Origin of the sequence: Brevibacillus choshinensis, assembly GCF_001420695.1 — a bacterium.
Taxonomy (GTDB): domain Bacteria; phylum Bacillota; class Bacilli; order Brevibacillales; family Brevibacillaceae; genus Brevibacillus; species Brevibacillus choshinensis.
This window is the reverse complement of the sequence record NZ_LJJB01000007.1, coordinates 566534-589635: the sequence shown is the minus strand read 5'-3', so window position 1 is coordinate 589635 and position 23102 is coordinate 566534. Positions and strand designations below refer to the sequence as shown.

26 protein-coding genes are annotated in these 23102 nt (G+C 44.4%); 1 reads left to right on the top strand and 25 read right to left on the bottom strand.

Annotated elements, in window-relative coordinates; translation table 11 throughout:
• Window positions 1–131: 131 nt before the first annotated feature.
• A complete protein-coding gene (locus AN963_RS02785) occupies window positions 132–824 on the bottom strand; it encodes a class I SAM-dependent methyltransferase (RefSeq protein ID WP_055743035.1) in 693 nt (230 codons plus the stop codon).
• Window positions 825–1048: 224 nt separating this feature from the next.
• Between AN963_RS02785 and AN963_RS31755 the strand changes: the two genes are divergently transcribed.
• Window positions 1049–1243, top strand: a complete 195-nt coding sequence (locus AN963_RS31755) for a hypothetical protein (protein WP_330218827.1) — start codon at window positions 1049–1051, stop codon at window positions 1241–1243.
• 9 nt (window positions 1244–1252) lie between these two features.
• Here the strand turns inward: AN963_RS31755 and AN963_RS02775 are convergent, their stop codons facing one another.
• The 24 genes from AN963_RS02775 to AN963_RS02655 all read right to left on the bottom strand — a co-directional run bounded on the left by AN963_RS02775 (window position 1253) and on the right by AN963_RS02655 (window position 23093).
• Window positions 1253–1801 carry a dTDP-4-dehydrorhamnose 3,5-epimerase family protein gene (locus AN963_RS02775; RefSeq protein WP_055743033.1) on the bottom strand — a complete coding sequence of 183 codons (549 nt, stop codon included), beginning with the start codon at window positions 1799–1801 and terminating at the stop codon, window positions 1253–1255.
• Between the two features lie 5 nt (window positions 1802–1806).
• Entirely contained in the window at window positions 1807–2724 is a 918-nt protein-coding gene (locus tag AN963_RS02770) for an NAD-dependent epimerase/dehydratase family protein (protein WP_055743032.1), read from the bottom strand.
• Between the two features lie 175 nt (window positions 2725–2899).
• The gene (locus AN963_RS02765) at window positions 2900–3448 is read right to left on the bottom strand and encodes a class I SAM-dependent methyltransferase (RefSeq protein ID WP_236707860.1); all 549 of its coding nucleotides are present in this window, start codon (window positions 3446–3448) and stop codon (window positions 2900–2902) included.
• Window positions 3449–3621: 173 nt separating this feature from the next.
• A complete protein-coding gene (gene pseC / locus AN963_RS02760) occupies window positions 3622–4842 on the bottom strand; it encodes a UDP-4-amino-4,6-dideoxy-N-acetyl-beta-L-altrosamine transaminase (protein ID WP_055743030.1) in 1221 nt (406 codons plus the stop codon).
• Window positions 4843–4855: 13 nt separating this feature from the next.
• A complete protein-coding gene (locus tag AN963_RS02755; protein WP_055743029.1) occupies window positions 4856–5812 on the bottom strand; it encodes an SDR family NAD(P)-dependent oxidoreductase in 957 nt (318 codons plus the stop codon).
• 32 nt (window positions 5813–5844) lie between these two features.
• Entirely contained in the window at window positions 5845–6567 is a 723-nt protein-coding gene (locus AN963_RS02750) for a cytidylyltransferase domain-containing protein (RefSeq protein ID WP_055744424.1), read from the bottom strand.
• Between the two features lie 34 nt (window positions 6568–6601).
• The gene (locus AN963_RS02745; protein ID WP_055743028.1) at window positions 6602–7378 is read right to left on the bottom strand and encodes a class I SAM-dependent methyltransferase; all 777 of its coding nucleotides are present in this window, start codon (window positions 7376–7378) and stop codon (window positions 6602–6604) included.
• Window positions 7379–7432: 54 nt separating this feature from the next.
• Complete coding sequence (locus AN963_RS02740; RefSeq protein ID WP_083496767.1) at window positions 7433–8149, bottom strand: WbqC family protein; 717 nt, start codon at window positions 8147–8149, stop codon at window positions 7433–7435.
• Window positions 8150–8154: 5 nt separating this feature from the next.
• Window positions 8155–8664 (bottom strand): class I SAM-dependent methyltransferase, encoded by a 510-nt coding sequence (locus AN963_RS02735; protein ID WP_161827249.1) that lies wholly within the window; start codon window positions 8662–8664, stop codon window positions 8155–8157.
• 252 nt (window positions 8665–8916) lie between these two features.
• Window positions 8917–9972 carry a UDP-2,4-diacetamido-2,4,6-trideoxy-beta-L-altropyranose hydrolase gene (pseG, locus tag AN963_RS02730; protein WP_055743025.1) on the bottom strand — a complete coding sequence of 352 codons (1056 nt, stop codon included), beginning with the start codon at window positions 9970–9972 and terminating at the stop codon, window positions 8917–8919.
• 28 nt (window positions 9973–10000) lie between these two features.
• Window positions 10001–11053 (bottom strand): pseudaminic acid synthase, encoded by a 1053-nt coding sequence (gene pseI, locus AN963_RS02725; RefSeq protein WP_055743024.1) that lies wholly within the window; start codon window positions 11051–11053, stop codon window positions 10001–10003.
• Between the two features lie 51 nt (window positions 11054–11104).
• Window positions 11105–12112 (bottom strand): SDR family NAD(P)-dependent oxidoreductase, encoded by a 1008-nt coding sequence (locus tag AN963_RS02720; protein ID WP_055743023.1) that lies wholly within the window; start codon window positions 12110–12112, stop codon window positions 11105–11107.
• Between the two features lie 58 nt (window positions 12113–12170).
• On the bottom strand, window positions 12171–13598 hold the full coding sequence (locus AN963_RS02715; RefSeq protein WP_055743022.1) for a glycosyltransferase family protein: 1428 nt from the start codon (window positions 13596–13598) through the stop codon (window positions 12171–12173).
• Window positions 13599–13817: 219 nt separating this feature from the next.
• A complete protein-coding gene (locus AN963_RS32430; protein ID WP_407922537.1) occupies window positions 13818–14363 on the bottom strand; it encodes a capsular polysaccharide export protein, LipB/KpsS family in 546 nt (181 codons plus the stop codon).
• Between the two features lie 147 nt (window positions 14364–14510).
• Complete coding sequence (locus tag AN963_RS02705) at window positions 14511–14720, bottom strand: hypothetical protein (RefSeq protein WP_055743020.1); 210 nt, start codon at window positions 14718–14720, stop codon at window positions 14511–14513.
• A gap of 333 nt (window positions 14721–15053) precedes the next feature.
• Window positions 15054–15611, bottom strand: a complete 558-nt coding sequence (gene rfbC / locus AN963_RS02695; protein WP_083496765.1) for a dTDP-4-dehydrorhamnose 3,5-epimerase — start codon at window positions 15609–15611, stop codon at window positions 15054–15056.
• 27 nt (window positions 15612–15638) lie between these two features.
• Window positions 15639–16373 (bottom strand): TylF/MycF family methyltransferase, encoded by a 735-nt coding sequence (locus AN963_RS02690; RefSeq protein WP_055743018.1) that lies wholly within the window; start codon window positions 16371–16373, stop codon window positions 15639–15641.
• A gap of 74 nt (window positions 16374–16447) precedes the next feature.
• A complete protein-coding gene (locus AN963_RS02685; RefSeq protein ID WP_055743017.1) occupies window positions 16448–17146 on the bottom strand; it encodes a class I SAM-dependent methyltransferase in 699 nt (232 codons plus the stop codon).
• 79 nt (window positions 17147–17225) lie between these two features.
• A complete protein-coding gene (locus tag AN963_RS02680) occupies window positions 17226–18089 on the bottom strand; it encodes a hypothetical protein (RefSeq protein WP_055743016.1) in 864 nt (287 codons plus the stop codon).
• A 103-nt stretch (window positions 18090–18192) separates the two neighbouring features.
• Window positions 18193–18963, bottom strand: coding sequence for a glucose-1-phosphate cytidylyltransferase (gene rfbF, locus AN963_RS02675; protein ID WP_055743015.1), 771 nt, complete (start codon window positions 18961–18963; stop codon window positions 18193–18195).
• Window positions 18960–20051: a CDP-glucose 4,6-dehydratase gene (rfbG, locus tag AN963_RS02670; protein ID WP_055743014.1), complete on the bottom strand. Its 1092-nt coding sequence runs from the start codon at window positions 20049–20051 to the stop codon at window positions 18960–18962. Before rfbG ends, rfbF begins: the two co-directional genes overlap by 4 nt.
• Before the next feature lie 5 nt (window positions 20052–20056).
• A complete protein-coding gene (locus tag AN963_RS02665; protein WP_055743013.1) occupies window positions 20057–20746 on the bottom strand; it encodes an FkbM family methyltransferase in 690 nt (229 codons plus the stop codon).
• On the bottom strand, window positions 20743–21699 hold the full coding sequence (locus tag AN963_RS02660) for a GDP-L-fucose synthase family protein (protein WP_055743012.1): 957 nt from the start codon (window positions 21697–21699) through the stop codon (window positions 20743–20745). Before AN963_RS02660 ends, AN963_RS02665 begins: the two co-directional genes overlap by 4 nt.
• Window positions 21696–23093: a sugar phosphate nucleotidyltransferase gene (locus AN963_RS02655; protein WP_055743011.1), complete on the bottom strand. Its 1398-nt coding sequence runs from the start codon at window positions 23091–23093 to the stop codon at window positions 21696–21698. Before AN963_RS02655 ends, AN963_RS02660 begins: the two co-directional genes overlap by 4 nt.
• Between the last annotated feature and the right edge of the window lie 9 nt (window positions 23094–23102).

Here is a 23102-nt window from a genome sequence, read left to right as displayed (position 1 = left end):
TCGTTCTATGCTCCGCATAAGTGAACAATCATCCATTACGAAAACCGTCAGGGTTAAACACTCTGACGGTTATTGATTCTTCTCTCCCAGGACACCACTCATCCAAAAGTCATCTTCTGAAAATGGCCTATTTATCCGACCAGCACAAGCCGGTCATTATTCAATAGATTTCTAGAGGCGACAAAAATTTCACGGATAAGCCGTCCATTGTTGTAGGACGCATAATCATATTTTTTTTCGTGAAGAAAATCAGGATGAGCAGGCTTTTCTACAGGTGGATAAACATATGGAAAACCCGCTTTTTTCAAACAAAATATGACGTAGGCTGGACTCGTACGGGAACCGGCATGATGAATAGATTGGGAATTGTTCGTACCGTCTTCGATCTCGATTTTACATAGCGGTTCCAATGCATCGGTAATGCATGTTTCAATCAATATCATGTCGCTGCACAATTTTTCAGCGTTCTTTATAAAATGCAATGGATCTGAAAGACGATACAAAATCCCATAATAAAACACGATGTCAAACGGACCGTACTTTAACAGATCATCGGTTTCCAAATCCACAACTTCTACCTCTACGTTTGAATAGAAAAGTCGCATCTGCTGTATGTTGTCTTCCCTTCCGTCCACGCCAAAAACGCTTGCTCCTTGGCCTATGAGAAACTCCGTCAAACGCCCAGTTCCACAGCCTACATCGATGACTGATTTTCCAGCTAACGTAAGATTCATGGAAGCCAGGTGGTCAAGCCTTGCTTTCGTGATTTCAGTATACCCAGGTAAGTCGAAGACACTAGTCTTCACATTGATATATGGTTCCACTTTTGTTCTCCCCTCATTTCAATATTTATCTACTTTTCCAATACTGGGTGTCTTTTGGAACTGGTGGAATGCGTGGGGAAATGCGGCCAGGCATCAACCGTCAATGTATATACGGTGCGGAAAGCTTCCGAAGCCGGCCGTTGACGGAGGTAGCTTAAAAAAAAGTAATCGCCATCGAGGATTATTTGGCAGGCACGCACAAGGACGTAAAAACCGGAGCCGTCGTGCCGCTTGCACTGCCAACACCTAACGTGATAAAAGTCCATCTGGAGGACGACTCCTGGTTTTGCGTTCGGCCATCGGGCACAGAAGCTAAATTAAAGATATATTTCGGTGTGAAAGGTCACTCCATGGAAGACGGTCAGCAAATGCTTGCCCTCGTGAAACAATTTGTACTGAACTATATAGAAAATACATGATGATATGAACTACTTCTCATACACAAATGGGCTCTGGAAAAGCGGGAACGGCACCAGCGAACTGTCCTTCTGAGACAGGACAGGATGTTCGTCTTCCCAGGGTATCCCCACCGAATCCCATCGGATGCCGCAATCATATTCAGGCGAATAGACACTCGAGGCATTATTCACGACAATGGCGCTTTCACTCACGACATAAAAACCGTGGGCCATGCCCTCTGGAACATAAACCATGTTCCCCTTCTCCGCACGCAGATCAAACAAGGCAAACTGCCCATAGGTTGGAGAGCCTACCCTCAAATCTACTACCGCGTCGACAATAATCCCAAACAGGCAAGTCACGAGCTTCACATGCTGATGAGGGGGTAGCTGAAAATGCAACCCTCTCAGCACTTTCTTCCGTGAACTAGAATAGTATTGCTCGACAAAGCGTGTTTGAAGCTTATGGGCCGCAAACGTATCCTGATGAAAGGTTTTAGTCAATCTGCCCCGTTCATCGTGGTAGATGTCGGGAATGATTTCATAGCAATCAACTAGTTTTGTTTGCTGAATGATCATGGTTGTCACCCCACATGCGACACTATTTTTCTGATCCCCGTTTCCAGATCAATGAGAGGCAGCCAATTCGGCACAGGTTCCCACCGATTCCATGGGGTCATCACTTCACGCGGACGGTAAGGACGGGCTCCCCATTGAATGGGTAATGTCTTACCCAATACCTTTTCATAGACAGAAACCAGACCTTTTAACGTCACGGGGTTTCCGGAGCTAACGGCAAAACTTTCACTTTTTTGAGCTGTTTTTCCCTCCAACAAGCGCTCTGCCGCTAAGCAGTAGGCATTTACGACGTCATCAATGTAAACGAGGTCAATCAATTGCTCTCCGGCAGACATGGGCAACGGATTTTGCTCTCTTGCGGTTTTTTGCAGTAAGGAAAACAGTTTGGGTCTCGCATCAAGTGGCCCATAGGTATCGAACAGTTTCAATGTGGCCGCTTGAAGCGGGGTGGCTTCCGTGTAATACGTCAAGACGGATTCAAATGCTTGTTTGGTTGAGGCATACAGACAAACCGGACTGTACGACTTGTTTTCGTAATGCTGCCAGGAAGTGCCGGTATTGACGAAACGGTACACGCCGCATGCGCTCATCGCTTCCAGTAGCTGCGTTCCAAAGGTAAGGTTTGCATGGATCATAGGTACAACATCTCTCTGCTGATGTTGGGCAAGGAATAGAGAGGCCAGATGGAATACAATATCAGGCTTGATTTCCTTTACGAGTTCTATCATTTCTGCGGTCGATCCGTAAAAGCGGTGTATCGTTAGCCGATTCCCCATCTGTAGAAGCGAGAGCGTCTTGGACTGTGGTCGAACGATGGCATGGACAGTCCACCCGCTTGCAACCAGATGCCGGGTTAGGTGATAGCCGACGAACCCGGTAGCTCCGGTGATGATGGCCGTCCTGGTACCCAAGTCAGGATTCATTTAAATTACCTCCTTTGACTTGTGGAATTATTCCTCCGCTCTTATACATATGAAGAAGGATATCAAATGAAACATCCATCGTATAATTGGGGAATGGTCCATACCTAAAATAAGGAGCCAAGTCTATGGAGACAGCTTGGCTCAAGAAATGTCCCTTATGTTTCATGCATGGGAGCTATATCTTTTTGAACATTCTAAAAACAAATGTTCCCCCGACAATTTTCTTCACTCGCTCAGCTTCTTCATACACCTGTACAAACCCCAACGGCTCAAAAACTTCCTTGTAATTCCGAGGAAAATGACGCAGCGTAGTCGCAACTTCATCTTCAATCGTAATTAAATAGGTTTTTGTAATCCGGCTTATTTCATGAAATATCCATTCACTTTCCGTATGGATATGTTCCAAGACTGCCATTGTGTAAACCAAATCATAACCATTTTCAGGTAAAGTGGTAATGATCTCTTCAACCGGAGAGTTGTAAATAGTAGCCTTTTGCGCTAAATCAGGATAGGTTTTCTTTAACAATTCGGTGGCATAGTTGCTAATTTCGATACCAGATACATTTTGGTAGCCTGCTTGAAAAAGGTGGTTGAGATTTCGCCCAACATTGCAACCTATCTCCAGAATATTTGCATGCAAATCGAAATACCCTTTCATATTTTCAAGCAAAAATTTACTGTTCTCGATTCCCTCAATATAATAGTCTGCTCGATTCCCATCCATTGGATCTCTCCAATAATTGTGCAGTGCATGACGAGAAAGGTGCATAATTGGCCTCCCCATTATCATGTTCTTGTGATAAGCTTTTCCACATTGTTATTCATATGCCACCCGAATGATTGGCGTAATAAGCAACGAACCTATTCTATCAGTTCGATTTTCGTCCAATTATGCGTTCAACGGGCTGCACGGTAATGGTTTAGTACCTTCTTCACAGCGATGATGACATCGCTGGCATCCTGATCAGACATAGTCGGGAATAACGGTATGGTCAAAATGGTTCCGTATTCAGCCTCAGCCACCGGAGCAATCCCTTTCCTATACCCTAATCTTTGGTAGTAGGGGTGCAAATGAACGGGAATATAATGAACATTGACGCCTATATTCTCTTGGTGGAGAGCTTCAAATATCTCCCTCCTCCCTGCCCGCAGATGATGCAGGTTGAGACGTAAGACATATAGATGCCAACTTGAGATACGGTCATCCTTCTGATAAGGAATGATGATTCCCTCAAGCCCTTCAAAAGCCTCGTTGTACCTTTTTGCTATCGCTTTGCGGCGTTCGAGGAATGAATCGATTTTTGACAATTGGGAAAGCCCCAACGCTGCTTGAATGTCTGTGATCCGGTAATTAAATCCAAGTTCTAGCATTTCATAATACCAAGGTCCTTCGGTTGTTTTTTCCAGCAAATTCAGATCCCGAGTAATGCCGTGGGTTCGGAACAAAATTAACCGCTCGAAGAACTCATCGGAATCAGTAGTGATGATGCCACCTTCACCAGTGGTAATATGTTTAACGGGATGGAAGCTAAACATCGTCATGTCTGCAATTGATCCTACTTTTTTTCCTTTATACATAGCTCCCAAAGAGTGTGCGGAGTCTTCGATGACGACTAAGCCATGATCTCGGGCAAAATCCATTATTTCATCAAGATCCGCTGGTTGTCCCGTATAATCGACTGGAATGATCGCTTTGGTTCTATCCGTCCGTTTCTGTTTGATTTCATTGATATCTATGTTGAGCGTATTTGAATCAACGTCCGCAAAAACCACCGTACCTCCACAGTAAAGAACGCAATTTGCGCTCGCCGCGAATGTCATGGGAGTCGTGATGACTTCGTCCCCCATCGTGATGCCAGCGGCAAATGCTGCACCATGTAAAGCTGCTGTGCCATTGCAGAACGATACCGCGTATTTTGACCCGGTGAAACGGGCGACCTCATCTTCAAATGCCTTGATTCTCGGCCCTTGGGTAAGGAATGGGGAACGCAACGTGCTGATCACCATTTGAACATCTTCGTCATCGATAGATTGTTTACCATAAGGAAGGTAAGTCTCTCGCACTGGCTTCCCGCCGAAGATGGCAAGGGTCCCCTTATCTGATGTATCCACGATCATCACCTGACTCTTCCTATCCGTTTATGTCGTCCTCCAAATTTTCCACTATCCATTTTTCCGTCAATCGGATCCCTTCTTCCAGAGAAACTTTCGGCTCCCACCCCAGTAGTTGTTTTGCTTTCTCAAAGTTGCATAAGAGCTTCTGAATCTCACTCTGTGGATGGATATGACTGATGTGTTTGATTTGATTTTCATCTCCCGCAATCAAACGTGCGAGATCATTAATTGAAATGTCCCTTCCAAGCCCGGCATTTACGATGTAGCCATTCACTTTGTCAGAATAACCCGCTTCCGCGACAAAACCCGCACAATCCTCCACATAGAGCAGATCACGGGTTTGAGTGCCATTCCCGTAGATGGTTAGCGTTTCGCCCTTTGCTTTCTTTTTTAGGAAGATCGCTACAACCCCGCCTTCACCGCCAGACTTTTGAAAAGGGCCGTATGTATTGAACGGCCGTATGACGACTGCAGGCAAAGAGTAAGCAAAGTAGTAGGATAACACCATATTTTCGCCAGCGATTTTTGCGCCGGCATATGGGGATGCTGGTTTGATCGAATGTGACTCTTCTATTCCCTTCTCATCATAGCAACGGTCGTATACCATGCAGGTGCTCATAAAAACAATTTTCACTCGATGTTTGCGGCATTGTTCCAAAACAAAAAACGTTCCCACGGTATCATTGTGAAAAGTCGTACCCGGATCATCTATACTGTCTTGCACATTAATACTTGCGCCCAGGTGGTAACAAATATCAAATTGATTGCGGAAAAGCTGTTCCAAGATTGCTTCATCTTTGATATCTCCCTGGACAAATGCCTTGAAGTTGGGGTGGTTTCGATATTCCTGCAAGTTATATTCACTTCCGTTTGACAAATCATCGAGCACCCACACTTGATGTCCGTCTGCCAGCAGTCTTTTTACCACCCAGCGACCGATAAAACCGGCACCACCCGTTACGAGCATGTTCATGAGATTCGTCTCCTTGATTACATGGTAATGTTCTAAATGTCCTTTTGCTTAACATGCGAATTGATTTGAGCAAGTTCTGGATGTTCCAACAAATAGTCCACAATGGATTGGGAAGGAACCAATAGATCCCCGTTGAAATGTTGTGCTACTGCATGACAAAGGAGATAATCATCCTCGGTATCCAATGTGATTCGAATTTCCGGATGGCACAAAGAGATCGGAGCTTGAAACGATGTCGTTTGAAACTGATGCTTATGCTCATACGCGTAGTACGTCACATGTTCGCGATATTTCGCCTCTCTTGCCACGCGATTCATTGTCTCCAATGCCGAAAATGATGCGATTTCAGCTTCCAGTCCGCGAGGCAGGGCACCATTAACGAATACGAAGTCCACCGGCTGCTCCTCTACCTGCTTCATGATCTGATTCATCATCTGATAATCCAAAAATGGACAATCACTTGTGACGCGGATGAAATAATCAGGCTGGTAAGCTGTGGCACAATCATAAAATCTCGATAAAACATCTTCCTCTGATCCGCGAAAGCAACTTACTTGGTTTTTCTTGCACCATTCCCAAATTGGAGTGTCTTTGTCTGATGTTGAGGTGGCGATAATGACGTCTGTTACGCCACCGATTTGTTTGCTTCGCGACACCACATAGTCAAGGACGACAGTCGATCCCAATGGCAGCATTATTTTCCCTGGCAGTCGGGTCGAACCCATTCGAGCTTGGATGATGACGATGACTTTTATTTGGTTAGACGTCATTTGGCAATCCGCCTTTTTTCTATGTCTTTCTTATCAGGTAATTGTATCTTGTTGGAACCTCTACAACATTCTCATCGGAATCAATCGTTTTATTTTTTGAATATTTAAACACATCTAAACCGATGTCCTTACAGATTTGGATAAATTCTGCTGGTTCGATATGAAAGTGCGTTTTAGGATTAATGATTAATGTTTCTTTGGTAAGTAGCGCAGTAAGTACCTTTAAGAAAGCTTGTGCTGCAGCAAACATCCCTTTTTGTCTAAACTCGGAAAAGAGCCATTTCGTGATTGAATCGCCATAATTTTTATGATAATACGCAAACTCATTAACATGTGGTAGTTCGCCTATCCAAATGGTTGCATTTTTCCTTGAGACTCTGTGAATCTCTCTTAGACTGGCTATGAGCTCTTCTGTAGATTCCAATAAGATCAGGACTCCATTACATATCACTATCGTCGCCATCTCGTTCTCACAAGGTAATTTGATTGTTACTCCCTTTAAAAAAGAAAGGTTTGGGATGGAGTATTCCGATTCAAGCCGAGACTTCTCCTCTGTCGTGGGAACAATTCCAATACCTTTTGCGATGCCTTTATGGATTTGCTGCAGCAATGAACCATCCCCACAGCCGATATCAATCACTACATCATCCTTGCTAGGCACAGTTTCTCTTTCTATTTGTTGGTTGCAAAATGTTGTTATTCTCTTATCATGCCTACCACTCATCTGATGGATATCTTCTGCCGATGACCTGATTTTGTAAACGTCTATATAATTTTTCGCCTTAATGATTGGCACAATAAAATCCCCCCTTGTCCTTTTGCCAAGGATTACAGCCATCGTCCCAAGATCTTAAAACGATACCTTGCCCGTCATCACATACTCTCTGGCCTGATCCCATCCCAAGTTAGCCAGCACATCCACGACCGATAAATGACTGACAAATTCGCTTGCTCCCTTTTGCGCATAAGGAGACAATTGGTAGTTCTGAAAAGTAAGCCTGACTGGAGATGATTGGTCAAACACTCCATCCTTCTGTAAATAATCAGCGGATCCAACAGGGCTTACATATTCATCACACCCTAGTTCTTGGCAAATATGAAACAGACGGTTGGATCGTTTCCCTTCAATCGGCAAGGTACTAGATAGTACGAATAATGCTTTCAATCCCAGAAGATGGGAGAAACGTTTTATGAGCTGAATATTAAGGTCAGCCAGCCTGGTGATTGATCTATCTTGAATGAGATCAAAGGTAGCTTCGTACATTTCATCGTGAAATGCGTGTTTTGCGTACGTGTATTTCAGCATTCGCACGTGTTTTTCTCTCCACTTATGTTTGTCTTCACATTCCACTTCACCTATTTTCTGGGTTAGGCTGACGTGTCTGACTGGGACAGACAAGAAATGATAGGTCTCGTTCAGGAGAATCCGGTTACGGCTTTGCCAGCTTTGCTTTTCAAACTGCACGTCATCCAAAAAGACAAAGAAGTCTACCTGGGAAATCAAGTTGAAATATCCCGCCCAAGGCAAATAAGTGGGTTGCATGATGGCACATCTCATGTCTGTCATCTAACCTACCTTTTATAGACATACACCGCAAATTCAAAAGGAATTACCCCGTCCCTGATCTGATAATCATTCCGAATCGCTACATAAGGGGAGACTTCATTTTTTATAAACTGAAAGACATTTTCAGGTTTTTCATAGTAAAGCCCTTGATCGTAGTAGTCTACATACGAGCTCATCATATTGAATGACAAACCTTTTTTCGCCACCTGATAAAGTTGCTTCACTGTTTCCTTATAAAAATTTTCATTATTTTCCATCACATTATTGAAAACTCCACTCACGAAGGCATAGTCATACGTATCTTGCAACGCTTCATCGAGTGAACAAAATTTCGACTCCGGATGCTTCTCTTTGGCGCATTGGAGGAATTCGTTGACGAAATCTACCCCCGTATAGTCCACCTGGATGCCTTTTTCTTTGAGGAACGTGGCAAAATGCGCTGTCCCGCAACCAAAATCCAAAACTTTGCTGCCAGTAATGTTAGCTATTTCAATTAAGATCTCATAACGCTTCACTTGGGTAATTCGGTCCCTGTATTGGGCAGACTCCGCACTATCCCCGAACTTGAGGAATAAATTCCTGTAGTGAGTTTCTAAGTCGGACATGTCTTCACATTCCTTTGTCTTTAGAATCAAGTTGTGTCCACTTTATTTGTACCCATTGCGTTATTTTATGCAGCTAAACTATCACTGTACCTGTCCCATTTATCAGACATTGCTCAACCCGTCATTTCCTAAAGGTAGGGCTTGATATTCGGGAGCAGGTAGTTACATATATTCCATTTCATTTATGATCCGCACGATTCCCTGTCCATCTATCATTTCCATTCCTATTCGGCTCATTTCACGTAGTCTATTACTATCTTCAAGCACGGATTGAATGGCGAGGTATATTTCTCTAGTCGTAATACTTCCATCATCGCCCAAATGAATGACAGCGCCCATATTATCCAATTGTTGATTAAGAACTCGTTGGTTATCCGCAATGGTAATTACCAAGCTTGGCAAACCTAAGCAACACCTTTCCCAAATCATCGTGCCACCCGCGCCTATTGCCAGATCGGATTGTGCCATAAGGCATGCTACATTTTCTACCTGATAATGGTATGAAAATGAGGGTTCTACCAGACAAAGTTTTTCCAATGAATCTTTGTGTAGATTGGTTTGGCCAACAATTACATACGTTGGGATTTTTTTGGGGAACATCAGCAAAGCATCCAATGATTTCAAAGTACAATTGGTGCTGTCGCTTCCACCAAATCCAATCAGCAGCGATTTCACTTCGCCATTACGTCTTCTGATCATTTTTCGTGCATGCGCAAACTGGGGACGCAAGGTCGCATACTTTGCTCCCAGTAAAAGCCTCGTATCTTTCCCTACCAAATGCGCATAAAGGTCATGTGGGTTTTCGAGTAAATCTTGATTCACTAGGATATCACCTTCAAGCGAACGATTGGCTAGCTCATCAATGATCAATATGCGTTTGACAAATGGACGCATCTCCTGCCCCCAGCTGGCATCCAGTTGATAATGATCGACTACGATCCAATCAATATTTTCGCCTTTAATGATGTTTATTGTAGACTGCGCATCCATCGCATTGATCTCTTCCAATGAATGGGCTTCGCTGGAAGTAACTGATAGTAATCGGTGGACAAAATACCCGTTCTTTTGAATATATTCACAATAATGCCCAGGGTTCTCCCTTGATATGAAAATAATGGAGTGCCCTCTCGACTTTAATTCATCAGCAATTGTGACACAGCGGATTACATGCCCTGCCCCTAATTCATATCCCGCATCCACCCGAAATGCGATTTTCACGATCCATCTCCCTTTTTATCGATCATTGTTAGCCAAACAGGTCCCAACTGGCTGGCGTTCCTTTTTTGACATGTCGATTCACTCTTTTCCCCAATAAGGTTTCGTAGAATTTAGGCGGCAAGCCCAAACCCGGACGAATAGCTTTTACGGTTTCTTCAGTGATCATGTCCCCTTCTCGCAAATCTTGGACGATATACAGAGAGCGTCGATACTGTAGGGACTTCTGATCATTCTGGCCCGGGCCATAAGAGATCCCCCCTATGGATTTCCATGCTCTTTCGCTTTCCAAGGCCAACAAACGCATTTCCTTCGGTTCCAACGAAAATTCGGAATCCACCCCGCCATCCGCTCGGCATAAGGTAAAATGTTTTTCGATTACAGACGCACCCAAAGCAACACTCGCTACCGCTACGCCAATCCCCAACGTGTGATCAGAGAGACCCGCTTCACATTGAAAAAGCTCTCGCATATGGGGAATAGTTACGATGTTGCTATCGTCCGGTAAAGCTGGATAGCTACTGGTACACTTAAGCAAGATCAGGTCTTGGCACCCTGCTTCCCTTGCGGTGCGAACTGTTTCATCAATCTCCGCCAACGTTGCCATGCCGGTTGATATAATCATTGATTTCCCTGTCCCTGCGATCTTGCGCACAAGCGGCAAATCGGTATTCTCAAATGATGCAATCTTGTAGCAAGGAACGTCCAATAATTCCAAAAAATCAACCGCGGAAGCATCAAATGGGGAACTAAACCCGATCAATCCCAATTCTTTGCATCGTTCAAATATTGGTTTGTGCCATTCCCAAGGGGTGTGCGCTTGCTGATATATGTTATACAAGGAATTTCCTTTCCAGAGACTCTGTGGGTCACCGATGAAAAACTCCGGTTCATCACAATCAAGAGTCATCGTATCCGCCGTATAGGTTTGTATTTTCAGGGCATGTGCACCCGCTTTTGCGGCAGCTTCAACGATCTCCAGCGCACGGTTCAACGATTGATTGTGATTGCCGGACATTTCCGCAATAAGAAAAGGCGTGTGATTTTTTCCTATTTTCTTATTTCCGATTTGAATTTCGCTCATGTGAATTCTCCTAAACCTGTTATGAGATTCTGTTTGAGATTCATACACTCTTCAAATGATTTTTTCATCGAGAATCAAGCGACGGACTTCTTCTAAGGAAATCGGCTGTTCTGATTGCGAATCATACTCTTTGGGGGTTGATTTTATCGCACTCGGATATTGATGAGAGCTTCTGAATTTTGATGGGATGATAAACATATCCGGGAGCTCCCATGCCGATTCAGATTCCTCATAAGTCATCAATTCCTCAAACTTTTTTTCCCCTGACCGCAAGCCGATTTCTTCCATTTGGACATTTGCAGTATCGATTCCGTATATTTTGCATGTTTCTTCAATCACTGCCGTCACTAGATCTCGCAGAAAAATAACGGGCATCTTTAGGACAAAGATTTCCCCTCCCTTTGATTCCTGCATCGACCTGATGGTTAAAGACGTTGCCTGATTCAAAGTCATCATGAAACGGCTCATGGACAAATCTGTAACCGTCACTTTCATGCTTTCTAAAATTTGCTGGCGAAACAAGGGAATGACTGATCCTCTGGAACCCATGACATTGCCGAATCTTACCATGGAGAATATCGTTCCGGAAGTTCCCTTACTGTATTCGGCCGAGATCACCAGCTTTTCCGCCGCAAGTTTGGTAGCACCATAGATATTCGTAGGAGAAATGGCTTTATCCGAGCTTGTGAAAACGACCTTTTTGACATTTTGGGCAATCGCCGCTTTAATGACATTATGTGTGCCAACGATATTCGTCAGCACGGCTTCATACGGATTATATTCACATGCGGGCACATGCTTCATGGCAGCCACATGAAATACATAGTCGATATCCTGCATGGAGCTGTGAACGCGCTCATAATTCCGGACATCCCCGATTAAAAAACGCAATCGATCCTCTACGTGTTTCAAGCGATGGGCCAATTCAAACTGCTTGAATTCATCTCTGCTGTAGATCCGGATTACTTTGGGTTGTTCTTCAAGGATTTTCCGGACTAAACTTTGTCCTATGGTGCCTGTTCCGCCGATGATTAGGATCTTTTTGTCTTTGAAAAACATCTATCGATTCCTCTCCCCTCTTTAGGATTTGGTAAGGGAGTATTCGTGTTACTCGGGTTTATCCTGAAAACGGTCGGTTAACGGGGTGATTGTACCAGCTTCCAGTCAAGTGATGAATTAATTCCAATATCGCCCTCATAGAAGCTTTTGTTGGATATCGCGAGGACACAAACTCATTTCTTTTGTTATGGTATTCGTGATAGAAAACACTGTGAGGAGAAATTAAATCGACGGCGGCTGCCGCAAGAAACCTGGCATCCGAACTGGAGAAACGCCCCATCTCATCAAAAAAATCGGCCACATAGAGCGGATGCTGTTTCTGCACATTCTTCAAAAATAACACTGGTTTGTTAAACAACAGACCCTGTAATCCGATCGTTGATTGTTCAACAACCAAGGTTACATCGCAATTGTAGAGGACATCATGCGCATTCATTCCGGTTACCAACTTTAGGCTCGGAAAGCTAAGAAACAATGGGTCGTACATATTGAGTGTCTGAAACGCAAATTCGTGCGGGTGCGGTTTCAGAAGTAATTCCGGAGAAGAAAGCTGGTACACGGTCTTAATAAAATCATGGATCAACATGGGATCTGCCCCTGGCTCAGTAGCGATCAGGATCGATTTTTTCCGTGGATCCAAACCATGTATCTGTTGAAACGTTGCTAGTGGCATACGTGGTTCATAAAAGATCCAGTCGAATTTGGGATGGCCTGTTATTGCGATTCGGTGCTCGGGAACACCGCGATTCCTATACCATTCTCTTTCATAATTTCCCGTAACACCAACTTTTGTTGAATATACGGGCATGAATGATTCTTCTATTCCGATCAAGCCATGCTGCATGCATATACTTGGAATTCCTTTTTGACCTGCAGCAACGCATAAAATCCGGCTAAATGCGTCAGTCGTCGTGCCAACAAATAGACACGAAATGGGTACCTCGTCAAAAAACTTTTCAATGTAATAAAGGCAGTGCAAAAACGCTGGAAACTGTCTGTCAAAAACCAATGCTTTAAATCCATGTTCGGAATAGATGGGGTGCGCTTTCATCTGATCCAGCAATTTACCGCTTTCTGCGGATAGTTCACTCCATATCGAACTCGTATCCCCCATGTAGTTTTTCATTTTTTCCTCAACATCCCCGCTGGTGCATGCGAACACCCTCGAGGGATCAAGGTAATGCAAAAAAGTATCATTCCCTAACACATAATCGTACAACATGACCTTACCATTAGCGTGTTTGTTGGTGTTGCTCATGATGGGATCCATGATCGCGTCAAGTCGCTGTTGAATCTCGTAGGGATTGTTGACTTGATTTTTCAATTGATATCTGAATGATTTATCTGTCAGTAAAGGGTTCTCATGTCCCATCAGGTTATACAAATTTAAAAATAACGCTAATGGAATCCCCTTGTATTGAACGGTTTTAAATTCTTCAATGAAATCTATCATTAAAGAATAATAATTCAGCATATAGTCGTCCATCGTATTTCCTCCCGCACATACCTAACATCTTTTCTTGATTGTTGGTTGGCTTTTTTTATCATATGTATGTCTCTTCGATTTCTGAGGAAATGATTTACAGACCCATTTATTAGTAAAATAGTTACTTATCTTGCCAAGATTCAGCTAAAAAGGGGCTTATTTAAGGAAATAAATAAGACTCTGCCTCATACGTGGCTGAGTCTTATCTTTTTACATGTTCTAACCGGAAAAATGCTGATTACTAGGATGTGAGAACGAGGCTCCGGTTATATCTTTCAATAGCTCTAGCATTGTCTTCATGGAAGCTTTCACCGGATATCGTGAAGACACAAAATCATTCCGCACTTTCTCGTTTTCGTTGCAGTAAATGCCGTGATCTGATAGGAGGTCGACAGCCATCTCCGCGAGCACAATGGGATCTGAACTGCAAATGCGTCCCATTTCATCAAAGTAATCCGTAACATAGACAGGATTTTGCCCCTCGTTTTTCAAGAATAATACGGGTTTATTAAACAACATGGCCTCTAGACCCAGGGTTGATTGATCCACACAAACGACAAGATCGACGTGATGGAGGATATCATAGGGAGAAAGGTCTAATACCATCTTCAAGTTTTGGTGACGATAGAATAAGGGATCGTAAGTCTTTACCTTTTGAAAGGCAATGTCATGCGGATGAGGTTTCAAAAGAATTTCGTGAGACGAATGTCGTGATAGATTGTGGATAAATTCGGATAAGAGCGTAGTACCAGATTCAAAATGTATGGGTATGAGTATTGATTTTTTCAGAGGGTTAAGTCCCAGCTTACTTTGGAATGTTGCTTTTGATATCCGCTGTTCTAAGAAGACTCTATCATATTTCGGATGTCCTGTTACTTTGATATGGCGCTCAGCAGCCCCACGCCGCTGGTATCATTCTTTTTCATACATTCCGAAAACGCCATTCAGATTTGCAAACATCGGCATGAATGCTTCTTCAATTCCTATCAACCCATGTTGCAGGCTCATATTCGGTATTCCTTTTTTGCCAGCCATAGTGATAAGGATTCTGCTGAAAGGGTCTAGGGTCGTACCGACGATGACACACGAAATAGGTTCTTCATCTAAAAATTTATCTACCATGCAAAGCTCATCTAAAATGGTAGGGAAATGGTTATTTAAAACAAATGAGTCAAATCCCTAAATGGAATAAAATGGATGTGTTTTACATCTTTCAAAAAGGTTTTTTCCATTAACATCGGATGCTCATGATTACAAAAATTAAATAAGCTTAAGAAAATGGCTAAGGGAATTCCCTTGTATTGTATGGTGTTAAATTCTTCAATGAAATTGAGGGTTAAAGAATAATAATTCAACAAGTATTCGTTCATCATTATTCCTCCAGAAAAGTTAGTGTGACAAGTTCAATTGATGAGGAAAAAGACTCTGCCGATGAATGGCGGAGTCTTCTCACGCTTACTCTTCCTGATAAGAAAAGGGACTTGCAAATTGATGAAATGGTGGGAAGTTGCTATCTCTCTCTGAGATGATGGGGTTTCGGCTAGGCCATGGAATTCCTAGAGAATCCCACCGTATGCCAAAATCAAAATCTTGCGAGTAAACTGATGAAGCTTTGTACATCACCAGAGCCGGTTCTTTTGAAACATAAAATCCATGAGCTAATCCTTTGGGAATGTATAGGATGTTCGCTTTATCCGCTGATAACTGGAATATTTCATAGGTTCCGTAAGCGGGAGAGCCTACCCGTAGATCCACGACAGCGTCCATGACCTCGCCAGTCAGACAATAAACCATTTTCACATGATCATGAGGCGGCAGTTGGAAATGCAATCCTCTTAGCACATCTTTGTTGGAAATGGAATAGTAATCCTCGGCAAACTGGACTTGCAACTCGTTTTTTTGAAATTCATCTACATGGAAGGTCTTCGTGAAGCTGCCCCGCTTATCCATGAACCTTTTCGGCGTAATTTCATAACAACCAGGTAGAGTGGTTTTTGTTATGTCAAAGGTCACGATTTTTCCCCCTGCCCATGCTCTTGGTTATTTCGTCCTCCTCCAATAAACACCTGCGTTATCAATCTTGACGAGAGGATCATCTATCCCGAATTCTCGCCGATAGTCACATACAGCAGCCGCACAAGTCGGTACGGCAGCGAAATCATCGATAATAATGTACCCGCCAACGGAGACCTTCGGATAAAGGCTGCTTAAACTGTCCATTGTTGACGAATACATATCACCATCCAGTCTGGCAACAGCAATTTTTTCAATCGGCGCCGTAGGTAAAGTGTCTTTAAACCAGCCTTTTAAAAAGCGGACCTGGTTATCCAACAAATCATATTTACTAAAATTTTCTACAACTTGCTCCAAAGAGACTTTTAAATAATCAATCGTATGGAACAAATAACCCTTATCATTCGGATAATTAACGACGTCAGGTTCAGGCAATCCTTCAAAAGAATCGGCAACCCAAACGCGTCGATCCTCAATTCCATGGGCTTTGAGAAAGCCCCTCATAAAAATGCAAGCGCCGCCTCTCCAAACTCCGGTCTCAATAAAATCACCCTCGATGTTATCCTTCACAACCGATTCCATGCAATGCTGGATATTGTCCATCCGGACTCTTCCGATCATGCTGTGCGCAATCGCCGGCCAATCTTGCCCCAGCCTTCGAGCTTCCGGGGTTGCTCCTTGTTCGTGTTCTAGCCATATCTCATAGAGGATCGTTTTTTTTAGCAGTTCCAAATAATATTCGATTGCGTTATGTTTAGGCATTTCCACACTTCCTCTGCGTTTTATTGAAGTCAGAATCATACCTTGGCCCACGATTATCTCTTAAAAAACCGGGATTACATACCTGAATGTTTCGTAATCATTTCGATGTACGTATCCGTATCTCGGTTAGCCTCCGTGATGATTCCCAATCCGTTATTGGAAGTGAGGTGGAAGAACGAAAGGTGAATATTGGTTTCACCCAGAAAGTCTTCAATGGCTGTAAGTACCCCGTTTTTTTCTCCGTTTTCGTTGATGGCATGGTAAGCCCCTTCGCAGAAACCTCCTTGATCAGCCAATTGACTCTGCCCGTAGACAATGCCTTTCCTTTCATATGGCTGTCTGAATTCTGGCGATATATTTTCAGGATTATGATAGAGATCCCGTCGTCCATAAGGCCACTCTGTATCATGCAAAAAGACGAGCGGGAATTTGCCGGTTTGTTCCGCGATCATCTCAATCTGCTTCAATTCGTGATACACCGTGTACCAATTGTGATCGCCATCGATCAAAACTGCGTCAATTGAACCAATATTCGGCAAAGCCTCCAGGCTTTCTTCCCTTATCACTTGATAATGGGGACGATATCCATTAATCCGCTCATCTTCCTGAAAAACATTGAACGGATCAATGATAATTAGTTCTCCTTCTTTGTTATGGCAAAAGTGTAACAATTGGATCGCAAACTCACCCATAGGTGCGCCAATTGCGACCACCCTCTTCGGTTGCTCTTTTTGAAACAACAAGGAAATGATCCTGCTCCAAAACCTGTCCATGATAACGCCTCCTCATCATTTTCCTGCAAAGACATGCTCATGACATAGGCTTGATGTGCTAGCGCAGTCCAAGCGTTTACTAAATAGACGTCGACACCCATTGAAGAGAATTGTAATGGAAGTAATACGCTCCATTGGCTTTTCCGAGTAGATTTGGCTTATAAAAGTGCGGGATATATTTTTTATTGGCTTCGGAAGTAAAATGGACCGTATTTACATTCATAAACTGGCCCGTATCCATTTTCTTGCTGTATAAGGTGCCATTTAGCATATATATTTTTTTCTTATTATCCAGTGTTTCGACTCCTGGAAACGAAAAGAACAAGTTGTTATCAAAAAAAGAATTGTTAATAATCCCGTGAATCCGATCCTTTTTCAGAACATTTTCCAGATACAACCTTTGGGTAACCATATCAGAAACGGCCAGCATCCCCGTTTCTTTGATGTAGTTTCCGGTTTCCCTCGTATACTGCTTGAGGTATTCAAACAAATGGGGATTGCTGAAATGGTCTTGGGTGACCGCGCAAAGCTCCTCGACTTCCTTTAACGTGATGTACGTAGTCCAGGTAAATTCATTAGAGAATGTCTTGTATTCCTCGCGGCTCAAGTCGGCATACAACATGACGTCTGAGTCCAGGGTCCAACATTCGTTCAGATTGTTGCCTCTCATGTAATCCCTTAATATAAACCACCTCTGGAAACAAAATAAATTATAGTAATATTCACAGGGACTCAAGTGTTTGTATACTGCTGCGAATTCGTTTGCACCATGGCTGTAATCTTGGATTAAAGCATGCTTAATACCTTGTGAAGCGTATTTCATATTGGCCGGGCTCCCGATCAGAACGACATCCGAGCTGGGACTCGCAATTTTAGCCTGACGCAAGATATAAAACAAATAGCTGTCATCGGACCGATGAAGAAATATAATAGGCACCGACATTCTTTGATTCCTCCCATCCTTTTCGGATACTTCACCATTTCATCCATACACTGCGATGCATCATGCAATGCGAACAAGGGGGTCTCTTACTGGGAAACCTTCTTTATTTTTTCCACTCTGCCTTTCCCGATTTCCACAGCTCCTCCAGATAATTCTTATCCCGAAGCGTATCCATGGGCTGCCAGAAGCCGGGATATTTGAACGCCATCAGCTGACCGTCTTTAGCCAGGCCCTCCAACGGCTCTTTTTCCAAAGTCGTGTGGTCTCCTTCAATGTAATCGAAGACCTGTGGCTCCATAACAAAAAATCCCGCGTTGACCCAACCACCGTCTCCTTTCGGTTTTTCCTGAAATCCGGTGATCTTATTTCCATCCTCCAGGTTTAATGCTCCGAATCTTCCGGCTGGTTGCGTCGCTGTCACCGTTGCCCATTTTCCGTGGGAACGATGAAAGTCCACGAGCTCCTGTATGTTGATGCTTGAGACTCCATCACCATAGGTCAATAGAAACGTTTCTTCCCCGACATACGGTTGAATCCGCTTTACCCTGCCTCCTGTCATCGTGTCCTTTCCAGTGTCGACCAACGTGACTTTCCATGGCTCGGAGCAACGGTTATGGACGATCATTTGGTTCTCGTTGCGAAAATCAAAAGTAACGTCAGACTGATGCAGAAAGTAATGGGCAAAGAACTCCTTGATCAAGTAACCTTTATAGCCCAGGCAAATGATAAAGTCATTGAACCCGTAATGGGAGTAAATGGACATGATGTGACAGATTATCGGTCTTTCTCCGATTTCAATCAGCGGTTTTGGCCGGAGATGTGATTCTTCGCTGATCCTGGTGCCGTATCCGCCGGCCAAAATGACAACCTTCATCCTATGTCCTCCTTTCCGTACTCTTCAATCTGAGTCAAGCAAAGCGCCCGAAGATCCTTCTCTTGCTGGTAAGCGCGAGTCCAGTCAACGATGCGATCGAGTGTCTGATCGAGATTCCATTTTGGATTCCACCCCAGCTCGCCTCTAGCCTTGGAACAATCCAGCTTCAAATAATGGGCTTCATGCCATTTAGCATCTGGCACGATTTCAAATGCAGCGTTTTCTCCCCATTTGGCACACAGCTTATTGACGATCCACTCGACCGTTTGCGCATCCTGGTCGTTTGGCCCGAAATTCCAACTCTGCGAAAACCGCTTTCCGTCCACACATAACTTTTGGGCAAGCAACAAATACCCACCTATCGGCTCTAGCACATGCTGCCACGGCCTGATCGCACCGGGATTTCGGATTTTCAGTTTCGTCCCTCCGAGTAAGGCACGTATGAAATCGGGAATCAGGCGGTCAGTGGCCCAGTCGCCCCCGCCGATCACATTGCCTGCTCGTGCCGATGCTATCCCGACTCCGTGGGCGCTAAAGTCATCGGGATGAAAAAATGAATTTCGGTAGCTCATGGTGACCAATTCTGAGCATGCCTTGCTGTTGGAATAGGGATCATATCCTCCCAAAACATCCTCCTCGCGATAGCCCCATGCCCACTCCTTGTTTTCATAACATTTGTCGGTCGTTACGTTGATAACTGCCTTGACCCCAATCCCATTGCGCGTAGCCAATCGGACCGCTTCCAGCAGGTTAACGGTTCCCATCACATTGATCTCATAGGTATCACACGGAATGTCATAGGAAGCCCTGACTAACGGCTGGGCAGCCATATGGATAACGATTTCGGGCTGGGCTTGCACGAGTGCTTCTTGCAAGCTTCTCTTTGATCGAACGTCCCCAATTATGGAACGGACGAAAGAATCGATCCCGCATAGCTGAAATAAGCTTGGATTAGTAGGTGGAGGAAGGGAAAAACCGGTGATATTAGCACCCAACGAGTGCAGCCATAAGCAGAGCCAGGAGCCTTTGAAGCCGGTGTGCCCCGTAATGAATACGTTTTTGTTTTTCCAAAAGGCCTTATTTATCATGTTGGTCACCTTTTTTGCCTTGCATAGATATCGCCCCACATGAACGTCTCGGTGCGCTGTCCAAGATGGCTGCAAATCGTTGCCAAATCAACCCAGTTCGCCAATTCCAAAGACGTGTTATCCGCTTTTACGCAATTAAACTCATAATCACCCAATTGCTGCAGGCGGTGCATGCAATGAACGGAGTTATGAATGGTCTCTTCGGCAAATTCGATAGAGAGGGCTGGCAGCGGACGGGTCAAACCTTGCAAAATATGCCATTCATACCCTTCCACGTCTATTTTGCAAAAAGCGGGTACACCATGCTGCTCCATTAATCGATCCAGTGATGTCATCGGAACAGATATTTGGTTTCTCCAGAAATTTCTCTGAAAGCGTCCGCTTGCCTGCATCCGTTCGATCCACTCGGTAGACAATGTGGAAAGGACGTCGGCATCGTTCAGGTACATGACTGCTTCTCCCTCGCTAGCACCCAGTGCCTTTTCCACAATGGTGCAGTTTGGTTTCTGTCCAAATTTGTTTCGGAGAATATCTGCGCACTTTTTTTGTGGTTCCACCATCACGACTCTTGCACCCAATCCAAGGAAAACTTCCGTCTTGTTCCCTGCGTTTGCACCCACGTCAAAACAGAGGTCACCCGGCGAAATGAACTGCCTGTAAAACGTCGCTTGCGGAGATTCCATCGGCCCGTTCATTGCGCATGATTCCCTCCTCCAGTCAAATTCGCGTACCACTGGATCGTTTTCCTCAATCCCTCTCTCAGCCCCACCTTGGATTCGAAGCCAAAGTAGTCTTTCGCCTTTTGCACATCTAAGCATCTTCGCGGTTGTCCGTCCGGTTTTTCGGAGTCCCACCGAAATTCACCAGCAAAGCCCGTTTCCTCGGCAATCAGCTCAGCCAGTGCCCGAATCGTGATTTCCTCTCCCGTTCCAATGTTCACCGGCTGTTCTCCATCAAAATGTTCAGAAGCAAGCAGGATCGCTTCCGCGGCTTCCTCGACATAAATAAATTCCCTCGTCACTTTCCCTGATCCCCAAACTGTGATGTGGTCCTTATTTTGTTGTTTCGCCTCCAGGCACTTTCGGATGAGTGCCGGAATGACATGTGACGTCTCCAAGTCGAAGTTGTCACGAGGACCGTACAGGTTGACTGGAAGAAGGAAAATGGAGTTGAAGCCGTATTGCTGCCTGTATGCCTGGCTTTGTACAAGCAGCATTTTTTTGGCCAAACCATACGGGGCATTTGTTTCTTCCGGGTACCCGTCCCACAGATCCTCTTCCCGGAATGGAACGGAGGCGAACTTAGGATAGGAGCAGATTGTTCCGCAAGCCACGAATTTTTCGACATTGCAGAGTCTTGCTGCTTCCATCAAGTGAGTACCCATGGACAAATTATCGTAAAAGAACGATCCAGGATTTTTTCGATTCGCTTCAATCCCGCCTACTGAAGCCGCCAAATGGATGATCAAATCGGGTGCCGTTTTGGATAGGAGTTCCCTGATCGCCTGCGGATTGCGCAAATCGTACTCCCTGCTCCGTGGGACGATAATGCGCTGGCATCCTTCATTTCGCAACCGTTCCACCACGTGGGAACCGAGAAATCCCGCTCCTCCCGTCACCATGATGGTCTTGTCTCTCCAACGTTTCATAGGCTCCCCCCCTTATCGTTCCTGTTTAGGAATGCTTTCATCTCATCCCAGGACATGAAAAGACGGATGATATCCTCTTCTTGGAGCTCGCTTCCCATCTGCACCTCGATGATCTCGATATCTTTGATCGCTTTGATTCCATGTTTCGCGCCTACTGGAATTTGCAAAACATCTCCTGGACCGACAAGGCTCAGCCGATCATTTAGTACAAACTCACCTTCGCCCGCAACGATCACCCATACTTCACTGCGCTTTCTGTGGTACTGGTAGCTCAGGTTTTTTCCCGCATGAATGTGAAGTTTCTTTGTTAACACTTCTTCCTTTTCATACATTTTTTGGAAGTTAAGGACGTGGTACCATCCCCATCGGCGTTCTTCGTACATCGGCCTTTGATCCATATCCTTCATAAGGTTTTTAACGAGGTGGCTCTTTGCTTTATCGGAAACCAAGATTCCGTCAGGACTGACTGCGATCACCATATCAGATACGCCGATAACGGCAACCGGCAAATCCAATTCATTAATGACATGGGTATTGGCGCAATCCTCGCCAAGAAAACCTCTTCCGATGAGATTGACATCCATTTCCTCCGTCAGCGTGTTCCAGGTACCTAGATCTTTCCAATCTCTCTCATAGGGGATTACCACGACATGTCCGGCCTTTTCCACCACTTCATAGTCGAAGCTAATTTTAGGTAGATTGCCGTATTGCTCTGTGAGCTTGTCGTAATGGCTGGGTAATCCTTTTTCTTCAAGGAGATCTATGAGATAACCCAGTCGAAAGGCAAACACCCCGCAATTCCACAATGCGTTATGTTCCAACAGCTTCTGCGCCTGCTCTACAGACGGTTTTTCCTTGAAACTGTGAACTTTTTGATAGGTATGTGACTGCTTCTGTCCCTCTTCCTTGAGCGGGATAATATAGCCATATTTTGTTGATGGATAGGTGGGCGTTACTCCGATTAGAGCGAGGTCTGATCCTGATTGGTTGATCGCATCCTCTAATTGTTTGATCTTCGTAAAAAACGCTTCTTCTACATATGGATCAACAGGCATGACTGTAATGACTTCAGAAAGCTCGGCCCCAATCTTCGAATAAAGATAGGTAGCGGCCAATGCGATAGACGGGAACGTATCCCGTGATTCGGCTTCGATGATCATCCGCACATTCGTACCCAATTGGCTTTGGATCAAATCCCCTTGGGAATTTGTCGTTGAGATGAACACATCATCCGTTAACTGATTCGCATCCAATTGTCTCCAAATCCGTTGGACCATGGATTCCCTCTCGCCATTGGGAGCATGCAGCATTTTTAAAAATTGTTTCGACCTCACATCATTGGACAGCGGCCACAACCGTTTCCCGGAGCCGCCCGATAGCAATACCAGTTTCATCCGATGCAC

Excerpts from the sequence above, each read along its gene's own strand:
- AN963_RS02775 (WP_055743033.1), bottom strand. The coding sequence starts at position 1,801 with ATGATCATTCAGCAAACAAAACTAGTTGATTGCTATGAAATCATTCCC.
- AN963_RS02680 (WP_055743016.1), bottom strand. The coding sequence starts at position 18,089 with ATGTCGGTGCCTATTATATTTCTTCATCGGTCCGATGACAGCTATTTG.
- AN963_RS02715 (WP_055743022.1), bottom strand. The coding sequence starts at position 13,598 with ATGGACGACTATATGCTGAATTATTATTCTTTAATGATAGATTTCATT.
- AN963_RS02740 (WP_083496767.1), bottom strand. The coding sequence starts at position 8,149 with ATGACAGACATGAGATGTGCCATCATGCAACCCACTTATTTGCCTTGG.
- pseI (WP_055743024.1), bottom strand. The coding sequence starts at position 11,053 with ATGAGCGAAATTCAAATCGGAAATAAGAAAATAGGAAAAAATCACACG.
- rfbG (WP_055743014.1), bottom strand. The coding sequence starts at position 20,051 with ATGATAAATAAGGCCTTTTGGAAAAACAAAAACGTATTCATTACGGGG.
- AN963_RS02665 (WP_055743013.1), bottom strand. The coding sequence starts at position 20,746 with ATGAACGGGCCGATGGAATCTCCGCAAGCGACGTTTTACAGGCAGTTC.
- AN963_RS02720 (WP_055743023.1), bottom strand. The coding sequence starts at position 12,112 with ATGTTTTTCAAAGACAAAAAGATCCTAATCATCGGCGGAACAGGCACC.
- AN963_RS02685 (WP_055743017.1), bottom strand. The coding sequence starts at position 17,146 with ATGGACAGGTTTTGGAGCAGGATCATTTCCTTGTTGTTTCAAAAAGAG.
- AN963_RS02660 (WP_055743012.1), bottom strand. The coding sequence starts at position 21,699 with ATGAAACGTTGGAGAGACAAGACCATCATGGTGACGGGAGGAGCGGGA.
- pseC (WP_055743030.1), bottom strand. The coding sequence starts at position 4,842 with ATGATCGTGGATACATCAGATAAGGGGACCCTTGCCATCTTCGGCGGG.
- AN963_RS02755 (WP_055743029.1), bottom strand. The coding sequence starts at position 5,812 with ATGAACATGCTCGTAACGGGTGGTGCCGGTTTTATCGGTCGCTGGGTG.
- AN963_RS02655 (WP_055743011.1), bottom strand. The coding sequence starts at position 23,093 with ATGAAACTGGTATTGCTATCGGGCGGCTCCGGGAAACGGTTGTGGCCG.
- rfbF (WP_055743015.1), bottom strand. The coding sequence starts at position 18,963 with ATGAAGGTTGTCATTTTGGCCGGCGGATACGGCACCAGGATCAGCGAA.
- AN963_RS02705 (WP_055743020.1), bottom strand. The coding sequence starts at position 14,720 with ATGGTAGATAAATTTTTAGATGAAGAACCTATTTCGTGTGTCATCGTC.
- AN963_RS02770 (WP_055743032.1), bottom strand. The coding sequence starts at position 2,724 with ATGAATCCTGACTTGGGTACCAGGACGGCCATCATCACCGGAGCTACC.
- AN963_RS02765 (WP_236707860.1), bottom strand. The coding sequence starts at position 3,448 with ATGGATGGGAATCGAGCAGACTATTATATTGAGGGAATCGAGAACAGT.
- AN963_RS02690 (WP_055743018.1), bottom strand. The coding sequence starts at position 16,373 with ATGCCTAAACATAACGCAATCGAATATTATTTGGAACTGCTAAAAAAA.